Origin of the sequence: Enterobacter sp. JS8-1 (genome assembly GCF_049187015.1) — a bacterium.
GTDB lineage: Bacteria > Pseudomonadota > Gammaproteobacteria > Enterobacterales > Enterobacteriaceae > Enterobacter > Enterobacter mori.
In genome coordinates this window covers 3,031,462-3,048,211 of record NZ_CP185805.1, presented here as the reverse complement: position 1 = coordinate 3,048,211, position 16,750 = coordinate 3,031,462, and the positions used below count along the sequence as shown (strand labels likewise).

The following is a 16,750-nucleotide window of genomic DNA, read 5'->3' as shown; positions in this document are numbered from 1 at the left end:
TGTTATGTTGATCCTGAATGTGTGTGTCAGTACTCGGTCGTTTTTGCTAAAGATTTAAAAACCTGGCTACTTTCCGGGCTGGCGGTGCTGCGCCAGTGGATAACGCCAGGGGTGGTAGCCAGTTCAAAAGGCTCTTCATCGTGCGCGCGATTCAGAATTCGCGCCGCGCGCCAGGCCATCAGGCTGAGCTGGGGTTCGGCAATGCCGAGACGGTGCATCCCGGCGTTGACGGCAAACAGGCGGTTGCTCTGCGGGCCGTCCCATTCAAGGGTGAAATCGTTGTTAATGCAGAAGGCCTCATCCGTATCCCGATGGAGGCGGTGAGACAGCGGCGCGAGGAACGCAGGCTGCACGGCGCGGTAGCCAGTGGCAAAAATCACCACGTCGCTCTCCAGCTGTTCCTGACCGCCATCAAGATGATGCTGAAGGCTCAGGCGGTGTCCGTTTTCCTGGCGCGTGAGGGCCGTCACCGAGCGGGATGGCAGGAGGTGAGCCCAGGGTTTTTCACGCAGCACTTCAAAGCGGTGGTACATGGCGCGGTAAATCGCCAGCAGCGATTCCGTGGTAATACCGTCAGAGGTCATCTTCTGCTCGTGCAGCATCTGACGACGCGCCTCTTCACCGAGCGTGGAGAAGCTGTCCACGTACTCTGGCGTGAAGTATTCGTTGGCGAAGGCAGCTTCATCCAGCGCGTTGTAGTTGTTGCGGCGCGATACCCAGTTCAGGCTCCGCGGCTGGCCCCATTCACCGCGGAAGATGTTCAGGAACAGGTCGGCACCGCTCTGGCCACCGCCGATCACGGTGACGCGCTTGCCCGCGAGATCCGGCGTGCGCAGCATCATCTCGCTGGCGTGGAAGCAGGTATCGTCCTGCATCGTGACGCAGTCAGGCAGGTTGATCTGTTTGCCAATCCCCACGCAGACGTGGCGCGCCAGGAAGCTGTCCCGCTGGGTCACCACCTCAAACAGGCCGCTTGTCTCATCAAAGCTCACCTGCTGCACCTGCTGGCTGAATGACAGGTTGGAGAGGTTTTCCGCCGCCCAGCACAGGTAGTCCGCAAACTCCTCGCGGGAGACGGTGCGCTGCTCGGTGGTCAGAAAGCGGTAGAACTTTTTACGCTGCACCAGGTAGTTCAGGAAGCTGTGGCGGTTGGTGGGCTCCACGGCGCTGACCAGATCCTTCAGGAAGCTGGTCTGCATATGGCAGTCCGGCACCATCATCCCCGGGTGCCAGGAGAAGTGCGGCTTGCGCTCAAGGAACAGCGAGCTAAAACCGTCCAGCCCTTCCGCCAGAGCGGCGATGCTGAGGTTAAACGGGCCAATACCAATGCCGATGAAATCATAGGTTTTCATTGCGCTGACTCCCGGGAGGCCAGAAAAAGAGGGTTATCAAGATCGGTAACGTAGTTCGGCAGCATGCGGCTGCCTCCGTCGTGTTCGGAGAAGGTCAGTTTGACCGGGTTGAGGATCACGCGAATAATCTGCGGCTTAAACAGGTCGAACGTCGCGAAGCGCTCCGCAAGCTCCGGATGCGCGGCCATATAGCGATGTAACACCTGTGCCAGAATCTGGTAGAAACGGGTTTCGCTGACGCCGCATTGCAGGGTGAGGCGCGAGATAAAGCGCAGCACCGTCACAAAGTTGCCGGTTTGCAGGTCGTGAATGATGTAATCCGCGCTGAGGCGCGCCGTGACGACCTTCACCTGCTCCGGCAGGCTCTGCGCCTGCGGGAAGTCTTCATCCACCAGGCGCATATCGCCCTGGAAATCTTTCAGCAGGATGCGCTGCGGGACGTAGTCCTTCATCACCAGCGTCACGTTCTGGCCGTGGGCGATCAGCGCCACGCCGTAGCGGCAGAGCAGGTGGTAGAACGGGATCACCGTTGCTTCAAACAGCTTTTCCAGCCACGCGTCGGCGCTTAACCCGGAACGGTTGATCCACGCGTCGATCAGTGGACGCCCGGCGTTGTCGGTTTCCATCAGCGCCGCCATCAGCACCGCCTGTTCACCGTCCTCTAAATAACAGGATGGGTTCTCGCGCCAGATCACCCCCAGCATCTCCTGATAGCGGTAGGGCGCTTTCGGCAACGCGGCATAGCCCGGATGCGACAGATATCCGGCGGCGGGTTCGCCAAGCACCTGCGCGCCTGAGCGGGCAAGCGTAGCGTCGGTGGCAAACTGCTGCTGCAGCCAGCGCGAGGCCAGCGGCCCAGCGGCAATGTATTTGCCCGGAATGCCGCGATAGCAGGAGGTGTTGTAGATAGTCAGCGGAAGCTTGATGTCATACGGCGCGCGACGGCTGGCGTTGGTGAGGGTGCGCAGGGACTGCTGCGCCAGATACTCATCGCCAAATTCGCCCAGCTCGACCATCTCACCGCGCGCCAGCTGCGCCAGGAAATGAATGGCGATCTTCTGCTGCCACTGCCACGGGTGCAGCGGCACCGGCAGCCAGCTATCGTTCAGACCTAGCGCCTGCCAGCGGGCGTCAAAGCGGGCGCGCTCGGCGTTGTCCATGGCACTGGCCAGCAGAGCGCTGATATCGCAATCGGCGTCGCTGCTCCAGACCAGATGCTCCCGCTGAACGGCAACCCAGTGCAGACGAAAACGTCCGCGATACTCAGGCGCGTACTGACGCAGCGCGTCCAGCCCCCAGCCGCGGCGACCTTTGTTGAAAATAAACTTCGGGTGACCGCTCATCAGACACTGTAATTCGTCCGGGTCGAGGTGGATCAGCGCGTCCGCGTCAAGCGCTTCACGCGCCTGAAGCAGCTGCATATCGCCGCGCAGCGTGGCGTAGAGATCTTCCATGTGCTCTGCCGTTTGCGCGTCGCTCATCTCCAGCACCGTCGCGAGCTGCAGGAGTGCGCTTTCCGCTTCGACGGCTTCGCCGCTGGCGGTGGTCAGGCTGGCAGGATCGATATGCAGCCAGCCCCAGATCCCGCGCGCGGCGCGAAACTGCCAGGACTCGTTGCCCATGGTGATGCGCCAGACGTCCGACGAAACCGGCTCAGCGCGCAGGGTGCGTTCGTATTCCAGCTCGGCGAGGATCTTCGCCACCATTTCGCGGTTCACTTTTTGCCAGAGCGCGTTCACAGGCCCACCTCGCTGAAGAAGCGGTGACGTTGGCTCATGATGAGGCGCGAGCGCTTGTGCGGGAAGTCGAACTCTTTCATCGTGTCAAAACCGGCGGATGCCAGATGGCGGAACAGGCGCTGGTTGTCGAAGCGCGGCTCGGCGACAATGCGCGCGGTGCGCGGCTCATCGAGATATAAATAGTGGCTCAGGCCGCGCAGCCAGCTGCGGATGTACTGCGCGCCGCGCCAGTTTTCTTCACCCACCAGCATGTGCAGCCCGCGGTCAAACGGCTGCCAGCGGTAGTGACGGCCAATGCGGTCTTCCGCCGCCCAGTAGAGTTCAAAATAGCCGAACGGCTGGTCGTCGAAGCAGCCGATAACCGGGTAGCAGTAGGTCGAGTCAAGCTGACGACGCAGGTAGCTTTCCTGCTCGGCCTGCGGGCCCGCCATCTCCCAGAAGGCGTTCACGCGCGGGTTGTTCATCCATTGGGTAAATCGCTCGCCGTCCAGCGTCACGTCGGCCACGCGGAAGCTCAGGGTGCGCTTAATTTGCGGATCGTAACGGCGGTACACTTCGCCCTGTGGGCGGCGAGGACGCAGCGGGAAGTACAGCTGACGGCTCTCATCAAACTGCATCCCGCCGCTGGACTGCGGCTGTTCGCCTTTTAGCCACAGCGGCAGCTGCCAGAAGGTTTCACGCGCCAGATAATCCCCGCTTGCCAGACGAAACAGTGCCTGCGCCTGCGGTTCATCCTGCCAGGTTGCCCAGGGCAGGGTGATGCCGGTCAGCGTGGGTGCGGCAACAAACAGCTGATCCAGCGCCTCGGCCAGCCAGCCATCCGGGATCCCATTCAGACGCTCCAGCACCGCGCTGCCGTCAAGACCCAGCGTCAGCGGCAGGTTTTTTTCCGTGGCTGTGCAGCGAAAGCCGTAGCCGGAATGGACGATATTCGCAATGGCCATCACGCCTTCTCCTTGTAAAACGGGTTGCTAAAGTCGAAATAGATCACCGCCGGATCGACGATGGTGTTTTCATTGCGATCGTGCAGGTAGCAGAAGAAGTTGCCTTTGCAGTTCCAGGTCGGGCTGTCGAGCACGTAGTCGAGGCAGCGGGTCTGCTTCGCCGTGCGGCGCAGTTCCGTCAGCGCGTCGCGCACCCGGGACATCAGGCTCTCCTCGCTGTCAAAACCGGCGGCGGCGAGGGCGGCGGTAACGGCAAGGGTAGAGTTCAGCAGCAGGTAGTACGGGAAGTAGCGCAGCAGCTGGCTCTCACCGAAGCGGTTTTCCACCTCCGTTTCACCCGCCTCTTTCAGCCACGCGTCGGCCCCTTCGGTCCATGCACTGCCCTGGCAGTCGCGGTAGATAAGCCCGACGGGGAAATCCTGCTGCATTTCAACGAGGATATTCTGCTGGTGTGCCAGCAGGACAAGGCCGTAGTCCGCCTCGGCGCTGAACAGCGGGAGTAACACGCGGTCGCAATAGGCGTCGAGCCAGCAGCGGGCGGCCCGGTCGAGCGGTAATTCCAGACGCTGGCTCAGACGGCGCACCGCCGCGACCAGCAGGCTATCACCGCCGTCCGGCGCGGCCTGGGTCAGGCTCACCAGCACGTTGGTCTGGGTGTCTGGCGTATCGAACAGCAGATTGACGCGCAGGGCCATCAGGCTCTCTTCCTGAACGATGCCGTTTTCGTCACGCAGCCCCGCCCAGCCATCTTCCTGCATCACGCGCATGGTCGGGTAGCGTGCCTGTAAATCTTGCCAGCGTTCCGTTTTCGCCAGGCGCGCCAGGCGCATCCCGCGCTTAACTTCTTTCACCGAAAGCGTGCGCACGGAGTTGGTCAGGCGCACGCTGAGCGAGAACTTAATCATGTCGCTGTTGGTTTCGCTGTAGAGCGAGCGTGACGAGCTGGTGGGCAGCCACTGCGCGCCCGCTTCGCCCAGGTCCTGCAATGAACCTTTTTCCGCCAGACGCTGGCACCATGCCTGCTCCAGCAGGTAGTCGGCCTGCCACGGATGCATCGGCAGCAGCCAGCGGGTGTCGGTGAAGTGGCCGAGCAGCTCAGGTGCGCTCTGTGCGGCGAAGCGCAGCAGACGTTCGCGCAGGGAGACGTTCAGGCTATCGCCGGCAATAAGCGTGCTCTCAACGGCAAACCAGCGCAGCGGGAAGCGGGAGGCGAAATCAGGCAGATAGCGCCGCGCCTCGGTTTCACTGAACGGCTCGTGGGATTTTGGCGCAGGGTGAAACGCGTGGCCGACCAGCAGCGCCTGTTCCGCCTCGGCAAACGTCAGCGGTTTATCGCGCAAGGTTGCCCAGCTGTGGCGCAGATCGATCGCCTGCCAGGTATGCGCATGGCTTTCAAGGACGCGCTGTTTAAAGCGTGCCAGCGTTTCGCTATCCAGTGAGCCTTTTACAGAGGATTTTTCAAGAATCAAATCAACTAATTGCGTAAAGGTGACGGTGTCACCGCTATCGCTGTCGGCGTGGATCAGCGTTGCCGGAAAACGATACTGGTGATGCTGGGTAGGTGAAAAATAGCGTACGGGAACCCGAATAGCCTGGGTCTGGGAAAGCGGGATATGAATCTGCGATAACTCATCCGCAGCGGTAGCGGGGTGATAGCGCCAGTCCTTCGTTTCGCGCAGCAGCGCGTTCAAAAAACACTGGGCCGCAACGTCTGTACCGGCGGAGCGGGGCAGAGCACGCATAAAAGTACCTCATTCCATGACTGATAATAATTCTCGTTATGATATTCATTCTGTTTACAGTCGCAACTATTTTTGCAATATTTGTTTTCATAAACTTCATAATTTCCACATATTTATTGACACTATCTTCACAATTCTATGCACCCAACCTCTGAAACTTTGATGGACAACGTCACCCCGAAAGCGAACTGGCCCCTGGCGCTGTGCGCAGGTTTATTAGGTATCGGGCAAAATGGTTTGCTGGTCATGCTGCCGCAGTTGGTCAGCCTGACCGGACTCTCACTCTCCGTCTGGGCGGGGCTACTGATGTTTGGCTCAATGCTCTTTTTACCCGCCTCTCCCTGGTGGGGACGGCAGAGCGAGCGACACGGCTGCAAGGTGGTCATGATCGCCTCCCTCGGTGGCTATCTGGCCAGTTTCCTGGTGATGGCGCTGGTGGTCTGGGCGATGAGTAACGGTGTGTTGAATGCTTTGTGGGGGCTGGCGGGGCTTGTTCTCTCGCGCACGCTGTATGGCCTGACGGTCTCCGGGCTGGTGCCCGCTGCGCAGACGTGGGCCATTCAGCGCGCGGGTCTGGAGAAGAGAATGGCGGCGCTGGCGACCATTAGCTCGGGTCTCAGCTGCGGACGCCTGCTGGGGCCGCCGCTGGCGGCGCTGATGCTTAGCGTTAACCCGGTGGCGCCGCTCTGGCTAATGGCAATAGCGCCCTTCATCGCGCTGCTGCTGGTGCTGCGCGAAGCCGCCGATCCGCCGCTGCCGCCGGTGGCGCACCAGTCGACCCGGCTGAAGGTGTCGATGCTGCCGTTCCTGGGTCTGGCGCTGCTGCTGGCGGCGCTGGTGAGCCTGATGCAGCTTGGCCTGTCACCGCATCTGCATCCGTTGCTCCAGGGCGACCCGGTGCAAATCAGCCATCATGTTGCGATGCTGCTGAGCCTGGCCGCACTGGCCACGCTCGCCGCCCAGTTTCTGGTGGTCCGCCCGCAGCATTTCAGCCCGATGACGCTGCTCTGCCTGGCCGCGGTGCTGATGGTGACGGGGCTTGGGCTGATGTCTGTCGCGGATCTCGTGCTTTTCTACGCGGGAATTGTGATGACTTCGCTGGGTGCCGCGATGGCAACGCCGGGCTATCAACTGCTGCTGAACGACAGGCTGACGACAGGGAAAGGGGCGGGAGTTATCGCCACCAGCCATACGTTAGGATACGGGGTGAGTGCGATGCTGGTGCCTGTCGTCACCCGCTTTTATGGTGAGTCGTTTTTAATTGCTGCCGCATGGGGAATGGCGCTGCTGTTTTTGCTGGTGAGCATAGGGGTACGCTGCACAGCGCGCCCCCCTGCTGAAAAAGCTTAATGAACCTGGTGGGATGAATGACCGGCAGGGTCTTCGTTTTGCCGCAGACGCTGCAACGGATCCTGCTGGTAAAACTGGCAAAAACGCTGCCACAGCGCCGGGAAGCGCGGGGCAAAGAGTTCCGGTGCGCTAAAGAAATACTCTGACAGCACCGCAAAACACTCGGCAGGATCGGTCGCGGCATAGGCATCAATACTGGCCGCGCTTTCCCCCACCAGGTCTATCTCATCCTGGATGTTCTCCATCGCCGCATGCAGGTCGTGCTCCCATCCGGCAACTTCACGAAGCGGGATCAGCGGCACGCCGCTGGCGCGATCGCCGTTGCGGGTATCCAGCTTGTGCGCCACTTCATGAATAATCAGGTTGAAGCCTGAGGCATCAAACGAGTCCTGAATATCCAGCCAGTTAAGGATGATCGGCCCTTGCTGCCAGCTCTGACCGGACTGCACCACGCGCTGGTTGTGCACCAGCCCGATGTCATCTTCCCACTCGTCATCGACGATAAAGGGGGCCGGGTAGATCAGCACTTCGTGGAAGCCATCCAGCCACTCAATGCCGAGCTCCAGCACCGGCAGACAGAAAAGCAGGGCGATACGGGCATTTTTCAGCGGATCCAGCTCGAACCCCTGCAGCGGAACTAGGCGTTTTTGCTGCAAAAAACGATCCGCCATCTGAACCAGTTTCGATTGTTCATCCGGCTTAAGATTAGCCAGAACAGGGATCGCCAGCGCGTCATCCCACGGCAGCGCCATATCCCGGCCAGCCTCATTCGTTTTCCAGGGCCACTTAATCATCGCTTTGCTCGCAAACTCGTCACTTGAACAAAATGGGAAGTTGATGTGCTGTTAACATGCCAAAGAACCCGGCATGAAGGCAACATAAAATGGGAAGATGGTGGTGCTTCTCCGCTATTCAACCACTTATCCCGCATCGCTTCAACGACAGTAGTCACACTTGCTTAAGCAAAAATTTTAGTTATTCGTTCAATCGCCGAATGAAACATGAATAGCAAATCATGTTATCGAGACGGAGACCAAAGTGATGAATAAAAAAGCAGTTGTAACGTTAGCGATGCTCCTGGCATTGCCTTTTTCAGCCGATGCAGAAAGCGCGTTAATGGGGTGCGCGGCAAAACGGGATAACATTGAGCAACAAATCCGCTATGCAGAAACCCATGGAAATGATTATCGCGTAGAGGGATTAAAAAAAGCGCACGCGGAAGTGGTTGCCTCCTGTTCTGATGAGTCATTGAAAAAAGAACGTGAAGCTGACGTGCTTAAAAAGCAGCAGAAACTGATCGAACGCGAACAGGAGCTGGAAGAAGCAAATGCATCAGGACGCACTGATAAGATTGCGAAAAAACAGGCTAAGCTTGAGGAAGCCCGAGCGGAGTTGAAGGAAGCGGAAGCCGAATTAGCGAAATAAATCGGTTTACGCTGATGTTGTACGGCGTTAAACCAAAGGCCACTCGCGTGGCCTCTTCGCTATCCTGAGCACTATGCTGAATTTTTCATTACCCTGTTTGCCTGAGTTCTTCTATTTTTGCAAAACACCCTTTAAGTTTCGCATCCCGTGACCCCCCTGAAGAGGGAGAAACTGTTTGAGGCGTAATGTTATTCGTTGCCTTTTATCTTCCCGAGAGCGTCGATCAGCTGCGTTTTTTCCAGCGTTGATATCTGTTTATCGTTTAATAACCGGGCCAGCGTGCGGTCCTGCTCTTCACCAAATCCGCCTCCGGACATGATTTGACGGCTAATCAGGTTCAGGATGGTGCTATCCAGCTCAAGAATTTGTGCTCTTACCTCTGCCAGAGGGCGGGGCTGCCACGCGTTTTCAGGCTGCAAACGCCAGTGGTCAAGATAGCGATACTGGATGTTTTTACTGACGGCCATTTGTGTCTGGACAAACGCATCAATACTCTGCGGATCCAGCCTGACGTCGCGGGCAGCGTCTTGCGCTTTCAGAAGAACTTTTTTTTCTCTGGGAAGATCCTCAACGGGAAGGTGGTTTGCCGCCTTATAGCCTGCCACATCCTTCATCACCTCGAATCGCCTGTTTAATGCCTCTGCCAGCTCAGGAAGGGTTGCGGCGTTCACGGAGGCGGTCAGAGATGAACCACACATTAATATTGATGAAACCACAACGGCGAAATAGCGCACGGTTATTCTCCCGACAATATTGAGTTGGAGATCTATTATGGCAGCCTGTTTATGACAGGCAATCGATTATAGCGTTAATAAACGAGCGTATTTGTCAGCATTTCAGCGGTTCGGGTGGGAAATAAAAAATGCTGATAAATAAAGTCATTAATAGCGGAAATATCTTACAGGTTATCGCCAAATAAACAGAATGAACTTTTTGATAGCATAATAAAGAGCACTTTCTATCATACGCAATGAGCACCTGACATATCGCTCAATATTACTCTGGAAATAAAATGAAAAAGAATATTATTAAGCACAGCCTGTTAATTGCAGGTTTTAGTGCAACAGTCCCTTTTGCCTCTGCGTCTTATAACGGCTTCGATGCACGCAGTACTGCAATGGGCGGCACCGGCGTGGCGTCAGCACATTTTGCTGCGGCACCGTTAGTGAACCCGGCGTTGCTGGCGACCTCGCGCGCGCAGGACACTATCAGCCTGATTGCGCCCTCCATCGGTGCGCAGGTCAGCGATCCGGCAAACCTGATCGACGGTTTTGATGACGTCAAAACGGCTTGGGATACGCTGGAAAACGCCCTGGGCACGGGTACTGAAGCCGAGGCCGCAGGCAGGCTGGGCGATATTGTGTCGGGTCTCTCCGGGGAAAATGCTTATGCCAACGTCGGGCTGGCGATGGTGCTCGCCGTGCCGGATGATTCACTTCCCATTGCGTTATCAATGAATAGCTGGGCCAAAGGGAATGCGCGTGCGTTGGTCAGCCAGAGCGATCTGGAGTATCTGGAAGGGGTTGCCAACGGGACAATTATTCCCGTGAAAGACGATCTGGATAAATTAACCTCTCGCGCGGAAGGGATGGCGGCTCTGGTCACGGAATACGGCGTGTCGATTGCCCATCCGTTTACCGTGGGCGATATGCCGATGGGGGTGGGGATCACGCCGAAGATCCAGCGTATCGAAACCTGGAACTACAACGTTGCCATTAATAACTATGACAGCTCGGATCTGCGCGACGGTAACTGGCAGCAGCAAACCATGAGCGCTAACGTTGATGCCGGTTTCTTTGCGTCGCCGACGCCGGGTTGGATGATTGCACTCTCAGCACAGAACCTCATTGAAAACCGCGTCAAAACGCGCGAAGTCAACGGCTACCAGCCTGCATTTATTATTCGACCACAGGTCACTGCGGGTACCGCATGGCAAACGGAACAGGTCACGCTGAGCGCCGATATTGACCTGACCCCGGTTAGCCATTTTCAGTATATTGATAAAAATCAGTATGCGGCCTTTGGTGCCGAATGGCGCACGGCTGACTGGGTCCAGCTACGCGCGGGTTACCGCCTTGATATGCGTGGCAACGATCGCCGCGTCGTGACGGGCGGTGTGGGGCTTTCAGCTGGCGACGCTATGCAGTTTGACTTAACGGCCATTGCCGGGCGCGATCGCACCATTGGCGGTGCGGCACAGTTTACATTCTATTTCTGACCCTGATGTTGACCTCCCCTGCGCCGTAAATGGCGCAGGAAAAACCAGACTGTTTTAAATTTCAGCGATTACCTTTTCCACCGATAAGTTATTTGAAGGAATGTCCTTCTCATATTTTTACTTATCAAAAGGTTTTTGATGAAATCTCTATTCCAGCATTCCCTTCTCCGTCAGGCTATTCTGATCGCGACGTTTGGCACCACAGGCATGGCCTACGCCGAAACTCTTATTGATAAAGACACGCTAATTGATGACAGCTCACCCTTGAATGAAAAATACCGCGTTGAGAACGGTGCGACGTTAACGGCGAAAGAGGCGGTAACAGGGCAGATTGTTGTTTCTGCGGGTCACCTGGCCATGAACGGGGGAAGAATTAACGACTTGCTGAGCGTGGACGCTGGCAGCACGGCAAACATCACTGACGTAACTATTCAGAATGCATGGCTTTTAGGTGATGCGCAGTTTAACCATGTCGTCATTGAAAAGCAGCTTATTCAGTATCAGTCGAAACTTTCAGCCAAATCCCTCAGTGCTGAACAGTACTATGCTGCGGACGGCGAAAGCGTTGTTGAAAAGGGCTATTTCGATGATACCCATAATGAGGATTCGATATGGACAGGTGCAGTAGACTTCACCGCGATGAACGGCACGTTTATTGATAGCGTGATCAAAGGGATGAACGCTGGCGTCTATCTGTCGGGAAGTGGCGCGCTCAATCTGAACCGCACAAGCGTCTGGTCAGTTAAAGGCCCCGCCTTTAACGTTGAGACAGGCAATCATGATATTCGATTAGAAAACGGCAGCACGGCCAGCGCGCAAACCGGTGTGCTGCTGGTTGCCAACAATGGCAGTCACGTTGCGCTTTCCCTTAACGCCAGCTATGCAGAAGGGGATATCCGGGCAGAAGGCTCTTCCATTGTTGACGTCGCGCTTGCGAGAGGGAGCGTTCTGTCTGGCGGCATGAGCAACGTCAACAGCCTTTCGCTGGACAATACCTCCCTCTATGAAATGACGGCCAATTCCGATATCAGATCGCTCTCCATGGCGGGCGGAACGGTGAAGTTTGCCGCGGGGGAGGAATACGGTACGCTGACGCTCGGCACGCTCTCCGGCAGCGGCCATTTTGTGATGAATACCAATCTCCTCACGGGTGAAGCCGATCTTGTGGATATCACCGACATCGCCACCGGGAACCACACCCTGCACGTGGCCGCCACAGGTCGTGAAACGACCCGCAGCGATGCCCTGACGCTAGTGCGTACCGGCGGCGGTGATGCTGAGTTTGCCCTGAACGGCGGTCGCCTGGATGTCGGCGCCTGGCAGCAAACGCTTGTGCGTAACGGCAATAACTGGGAGCTGGTTCAGGCAGGAACCACGTCCGCCTCGACCGATGCGATGCTCTCCATGGCCTCCGCGCCGCAGTTTATCCACGAAAATGAACTTAACATCCTGAGTTCGCGTCTTGATGACACCCGCTCTGAACCGCAATCGGGGATGTGGGGCACCGCGCTGCACGGTCGAAGCGATGTTGACGGCGCGTGGGGATCGGCATATCGCCTCGAACAGAACGGCATGATGCTGGGCGGCGACAAGGTGACTTCCCTTGCGGCAGGCGATCTGACCACGGGCGCTTACCTGAGCCAGTCTACCGGCCAGGTGAAACATGCCCGCGGCGGCCAGAGCCGGGTCACCAGCTACGGCGGCGGTCTGTACGCCACGCTGAACTCGGCTAACGGCTGGTACACCCGCGGTTCAGCGCAGATTAACCATTTTGACAACAAGCTGAGCGCCCGCATGAGCGATGGCGGAACGGCGCGTGCCGAGTGGAACAGCTGGGGATATGGCCTGGGCGTGGAAGCGGGTCGTCATATTGCCGTGAATGATACCACGCAGTTGACACCGTTTGCGGGCCTGAACGGCTGGTTAACGCCTTCCGAGAGCGTCAAACTGAACAACGGGATGACGGCAGAAACGGGTGATGGACGTTCGCTGCAGGCGCAGGCGGGTCTGCGGGTGAGCACTCGTCTGGAGGCCGGTGAGATGCAGGTTATGCCTTACGCGGCGGCGGCGCTGAGCCAGGGGCTGGCGAAAAACGGCAGCACGCGAATCAACGAGACGTATGACTTCACCAACGACTTTACCGGTACGGGCGGGATGTTCACGGGCGGTTTCAGCGTGATGATTACGCCGTCAACCCAGGTCTGGCTGGATGCGAGCTATGCGAAGAGCGAGCACGTCGAGTCGCCGATCGTAGGGAATGTAGGCTTGCGCGTCGATTTCTAAGCGGTACAACGTGCTCTACCGGTTCGCCGCTAGAGCACGCTTTCAACGGTAGCGATAACTCACCGTCACCTGATTACTCAGCACCGTCAGCGGTGCGTCGAAACGTCCCCCCGCGACGGAATAATATTCGAAACGAAACGGCCCGCCTGCAGGCATCCCGGCAGGCAGCGGCCGTTCCCCGGCAACGCCGGGCAGCGTCAGGCAGCGCGCGGCGCTGCACAGGCGAATACGGAACCCAACGGGCGTCAGGCCGTGCGTTTTGATCTTCCAGTTCACCTGCGTTGCCACACTGCCTGCGGGAAGGGGAGAGGGGCTCTGCACCGGTTTGCTTTTCAGTACCACCTGTCCACGGGTCATCACGCCGCCGAAGCTGCTGCCGCTCCATGAACCGTCCGCCGCCATTGCCAGCGGCGAGACCAGAAGCAGCGCAAACGCTGCTCTCATCATCCTTTCCCCCCAATCAGATACGTCATCCGCACGTTGCGCTGGGTATTGATCTCCTGGCTGGACAGTACCGCCAGCTGCGGGAAGATGCGGCGCAGGTAGCGAGACAGCATCAGACGCAGGGCAGGGTTCACCAGCAGCACCGGCGGCGCGCCTAAGCCTTCCTGGTGCTGCAGCGCCTGTTCGGTCTGCTTCATCAGGTTTTCGGCAATGCCCGGTTCAATCGCGCTGCCGCTCTGGGTCGCCTGGATCAACAGCTGCTCCAGGGAGAGATCCAGGCCAATCAGCTGAATATCGTCCTCGCCCGGGAACCACTGCTGGGTAATTGCCCGGGAGAGACGCGCCCGCACACGGGTGGTCAGCTCATCGGCATCGCTCTGGGCGGTGGCAAACTCCGCCAGCGTGTCGATGATGGTGCGCATATCGCGGATCGGCACGCGCTCGGCCAGCAGGTTCTGCAGCACCTTGTGCAGCGTAGTCAGGCTAATCACCGCCGGAATTAAATCTTCAACCAGCTTAGGCGACTGTTTGGTAATCTGATCCAGCAGCTGCTGCGCTTCCTGGCGTCCAAACAGCTCCTCGGTATGGGTGGTAATCAGGTGGTTGAGGTGCGTTGCGACTACCGAACTCGGGTCAACCACCGTGTAGCCCAGCGTCTGCGCCAGCTCGCGGTGGACTTCGTCAATCCACAGGGCCGGCAGGCCAAAGGTGGGCTCGGTGCACGGCGTGCCGGGAACGTCGCCCTCGGCGCAGCCAGGGTTGATCGCCATCCAGCGATCCGGCTGAACTTCACCCGAACCAATGTTGACCCCTTTAAGCAGGATGCGATAGTGCGTCGGCGCCAGGTCCAGGTTGTCACGAATATGCACGGCAGGGGGGAGGAAGCCCATCTGCTGGGCAAACTTCTTGCGAATGCCGCGCACGCGGGTCAACAGCTGGCCCTGCTGCTCGTGATCCACCATCGGGATCAGACGGTAGCCCACTTCCAGACCGAGGGTATCTTCCATCTGTACATCAGACCAGGTGGCTTCGTTCACCTGCGCCACCTCAGTGTCCACCGCATCGGCATCTGCCGCTGTGCCCGCGGATTTTTTCGCTTCACCTTCGCGGCCGCGCAGCCACCAGGCGACGCCCAGCAGCGTGGCGGTAAACAGCAGAAAGACGAAGTTAGGCATGCCGGGGATCAGCCCCAGCAGGCCAATGACGCCCGCAGCCAGCACAATCACGCGCGGAGAGGTAAACAGCTGGCCCACCATCTGCTCGCCCACGTCCTGGTCGTTGGCGACGCGGGTTACCACCACGCCGGCCGCGGTGGAGATCACCAGACCGGGGATCTGCGCCACCAGACCATCACCGATGGTCAGCAGGGTATAGGTTTCACCGGCCACGCCTGCGGACATGTCGTGCTGCATCACGCCGATCACCAGACCGCCAATAATGTTGATGGCCATAATCAGCAGCCCGGCGATGGCGTCACCGCGCACAAACTTGCTTGCACCGTCCATCGAGCCGTAGAAATCCGCCTCCTGCGTCACCTCTTTACGGCGACGCTTGGCTTCCTCTTCGCCGATCAGCCCGGCGTTGAGATCGGCGTCAATCGCCATCTGCTTGCCCGGCATCCCGTCGAGGGAAAAACGCGCGCCCACTTCCGCAATACGTCCGGCACCCTTGGTGATCACCATAAAGTTAATGATGATCAGGATGATGAACACGATGATACCGATGGCGAAGTTCCCGCCCACCAGGAAGTGGCCGAAGGCTTCTACCACCTGGCCTGCCGCTTCCGATCCGGTGTGGCCGTTCATCAGGATCACGCGCGTGGAGGCGACGTTCAGCGCCAGACGCAGCAGGGTGGAGAACAGCAGCACCGTCGGAAACGCGGAAAACTCCAGCGTGTTCTGGGTAAACATGGCGACCAGCAGGATCATGATCGACAGCACGATGTTGAAGGTAAACAGCAGGTCCAGCACAAAGGTCGGCAGCGGCAGGATCATCATCGCGAGGATGGTCATGATCAGCACCGGTCCGGCCAGCACCTGCCACTGGGTTTCCTTCATGTTGGGTAAACGTAATCGGGTGGCGAGATTAGCCATCACTCTTTACTCTCTTGTGCAAAATCCATTCCCGCCGGAACGGGAAGATCTTTAGGGGTTAACGGGCGCAGGCCGTAGCCCTTACGCCAGCGCTTCAGGCCATAAACCCAGGCCAGCACTTCCGCCACCGCGCTGTACAGCTCGGCGGGAACCGGTGCGCCGGGGTCACAATGGCGATACAGGGCGCGCGCCAGCGGCGGCGCCTCAAGCATAGGGACCCGGTTCTCTTCGGCCAGTTCGCGGATGCGCAGGGCAATCAGCCCGCTACCGCTGGCGACCACCATCGGCGCGCCCATGGCACCTTCCTGATACTTCAGGGCGACCGAATAGTGGGTCGGGTTATTCACCACCACGTCGGCGGTGGGGACATCGCTCATCATTCGCTGCTGCGCCATCTGGCGCTGCAGCTGGCGAACCTTACTTTTGATCAGCGGGTCGCCTTCCTGATTTTTGAATTCGTCTTTGATTTCCTTCAGGCTCATGCGCAGCTTCTTGAAATTGCTCCAGAGCTGGTAAACCACGTCGAATGCCACCATCGGGATCAGCGATAAAATAATGACCAGCATGCAGCCCATCAGCAGGGCGCTGATATCGCCCAGTGCCATGCGCAGCGGTTCATACATCAGGCTGATAAATTTCCCTTTGTTGAACCACAAAAACAGCCCGCCGCCGATGCCTGCAAGGGTCACCTTCAGAATGCTCTTCACCATTTCCGACACCATCTGCGCGGAAAAAAGACGCTTGATGCCGCTGATCGGGTTGAGCTTTTTGACGTTAAATTTGAGAGCCTTGGCGCTCATATTCAGACCGCCAATCAGCGACGGCGTGGCGACGGCGGTCAAAAACAGCCCGCCGACAAACGGCAGCAGGGCCAGAAAGGCGATCCCCAGCAGCGATCCGGCGTGATGCAGCATCTGCTGCGGGTCGCGGACTAACAGTCGGTCAAACGTTAAGCCGTTGTGCAGCAGGTGCTGCAGCTGTTTTGCCAGCCAGCCGCCCGCCACCAGCAGCAACCCCCAGCCTGCCAGCAGCATCAGGACGCTCGTCAGCTCGCGCGATCGGGGAACCTGTCCCTCCTCGCGCGCTTTTTGCTTTCGGTGGGGGGTGGGGTCTTCTGTTTTTTCGCTGTCGTTTTGTTCTGACATAACATTCGCCCGGCG

The 16,750-nt window shown here is 58.3% G+C and carries 13 protein-coding genes; 4 read left to right on the top strand and 9 right to left on the bottom strand.

Annotation, left to right across the window (positions count from 1 at the left end):
• Positions 1-26 precede the first annotated feature (26 nt).
• From ACOQH0_RS14560 to ACOQH0_RS14545, 4 genes are read right to left on the bottom strand one after another with little or no spacing between them, the layout of a single operon-like run.
• Positions 27-1,352 (bottom strand): lysine N(6)-hydroxylase/L-ornithine N(5)-oxygenase family protein, encoded by a 1,326-nt coding sequence (locus ACOQH0_RS14560; RefSeq protein WP_421510690.1) that lies wholly within the window; start codon positions 1,350-1,352, stop codon positions 27-29.
• The gene (gene iucC, locus ACOQH0_RS14555) at positions 1,349-3,091 is read right to left on the bottom strand and encodes an aerobactin synthase IucC (protein WP_421510689.1); all 1,743 of its coding nucleotides are present in this window, start codon (positions 3,089-3,091) and stop codon (positions 1,349-1,351) included. The genes ACOQH0_RS14560 and iucC overlap by 4 nt, the downstream gene beginning before the upstream one ends.
• Positions 3,088-4,035, bottom strand: coding sequence for a GNAT family N-acetyltransferase (locus ACOQH0_RS14550; protein WP_120157895.1), 948 nt, complete (start codon positions 4,033-4,035; stop codon positions 3,088-3,090). Before ACOQH0_RS14550 ends, iucC begins: the two co-directional genes overlap by 4 nt.
• Complete coding sequence (locus ACOQH0_RS14545; RefSeq protein WP_421510688.1) at positions 4,035-5,777, bottom strand: IucA/IucC family protein; 1,743 nt, start codon at positions 5,775-5,777, stop codon at positions 4,035-4,037. The genes ACOQH0_RS14550 and ACOQH0_RS14545 overlap by 1 nt, the downstream gene beginning before the upstream one ends.
• A 138-nt stretch (positions 5,778-5,915) precedes the next feature.
• Between ACOQH0_RS14545 and ACOQH0_RS14540 the strand changes: the two genes are divergently transcribed.
• Entirely contained in the window at positions 5,916-7,127 is a 1,212-nt protein-coding gene (locus tag ACOQH0_RS14540) for an MFS transporter (RefSeq protein WP_421510687.1), read from the top strand.
• Here the strand turns inward: ACOQH0_RS14540 and mtfA are convergent.
• Positions 7,124-7,921 (bottom strand): DgsA anti-repressor MtfA, encoded by a 798-nt coding sequence (mtfA, locus tag ACOQH0_RS14535; RefSeq protein WP_421510686.1) that lies wholly within the window; start codon positions 7,919-7,921, stop codon positions 7,124-7,126. The two genes, ACOQH0_RS14540 and mtfA, sit on opposite strands and share 4 nt — an antisense overlap.
• 247 nt (positions 7,922-8,168) lie before the next feature.
• On the opposite strand from mtfA, the gene ACOQH0_RS14530 reads away from it, so the two are divergent.
• Complete coding sequence (locus tag ACOQH0_RS14530; RefSeq protein ID WP_421512362.1) at positions 8,169-8,552, top strand: DUF1090 domain-containing protein; 384 nt, start codon at positions 8,169-8,171, stop codon at positions 8,550-8,552.
• 188 nt (positions 8,553-8,740) lie between these two features.
• Here the strand turns inward: ACOQH0_RS14530 and ACOQH0_RS14525 are convergent, their stop codons facing one another.
• Positions 8,741-9,286 (bottom strand): chorismate mutase, encoded by a 546-nt coding sequence (locus tag ACOQH0_RS14525; RefSeq protein WP_421510685.1) that lies wholly within the window; start codon positions 9,284-9,286, stop codon positions 8,741-8,743.
• Positions 9,287-9,564: 278 nt separating this feature from the next.
• Between ACOQH0_RS14525 and traF the strand changes: the two genes are divergently transcribed.
• Positions 9,565-10,770 (top strand): conjugal transfer protein TraF, encoded by a 1,206-nt coding sequence (gene traF, locus ACOQH0_RS14520; protein WP_421510684.1) that lies wholly within the window; start codon positions 9,565-9,567, stop codon positions 10,768-10,770.
• 138 nt (positions 10,771-10,908) lie between these two features.
• Entirely contained in the window at positions 10,909-13,053 is a 2,145-nt protein-coding gene (locus ACOQH0_RS14515; RefSeq protein ID WP_421510683.1) for an autotransporter outer membrane beta-barrel domain-containing protein, read from the top strand.
• A 42-nt stretch (positions 13,054-13,095) separates the two neighbouring features.
• Here the strand turns inward: ACOQH0_RS14515 and ACOQH0_RS14510 are convergent, their stop codons facing one another.
• From ACOQH0_RS14510 to flhB, 3 genes are read right to left on the bottom strand one after another with little or no spacing between them, the layout of a single operon-like run.
• Entirely contained in the window at positions 13,096-13,500 is a 405-nt protein-coding gene (locus ACOQH0_RS14510) for a flagellar protein FlhE (RefSeq protein WP_421510682.1), read from the bottom strand.
• A complete protein-coding gene (flhA, locus tag ACOQH0_RS14505; RefSeq protein ID WP_421510681.1) occupies positions 13,497-15,590 on the bottom strand; it encodes a flagellar biosynthesis protein FlhA in 2,094 nt (697 codons plus the stop codon). Before flhA ends, ACOQH0_RS14510 begins: the two co-directional genes overlap by 4 nt.
• On the bottom strand, positions 15,590-16,735 hold the full coding sequence (gene flhB, locus ACOQH0_RS14500) for a flagellar biosynthesis protein FlhB (protein ID WP_421510680.1): 1,146 nt from the start codon (positions 16,733-16,735) through the stop codon (positions 15,590-15,592). Before flhB ends, flhA begins: the two co-directional genes overlap by 1 nt.
• Positions 16,736-16,750 lie beyond the last annotated feature (15 nt).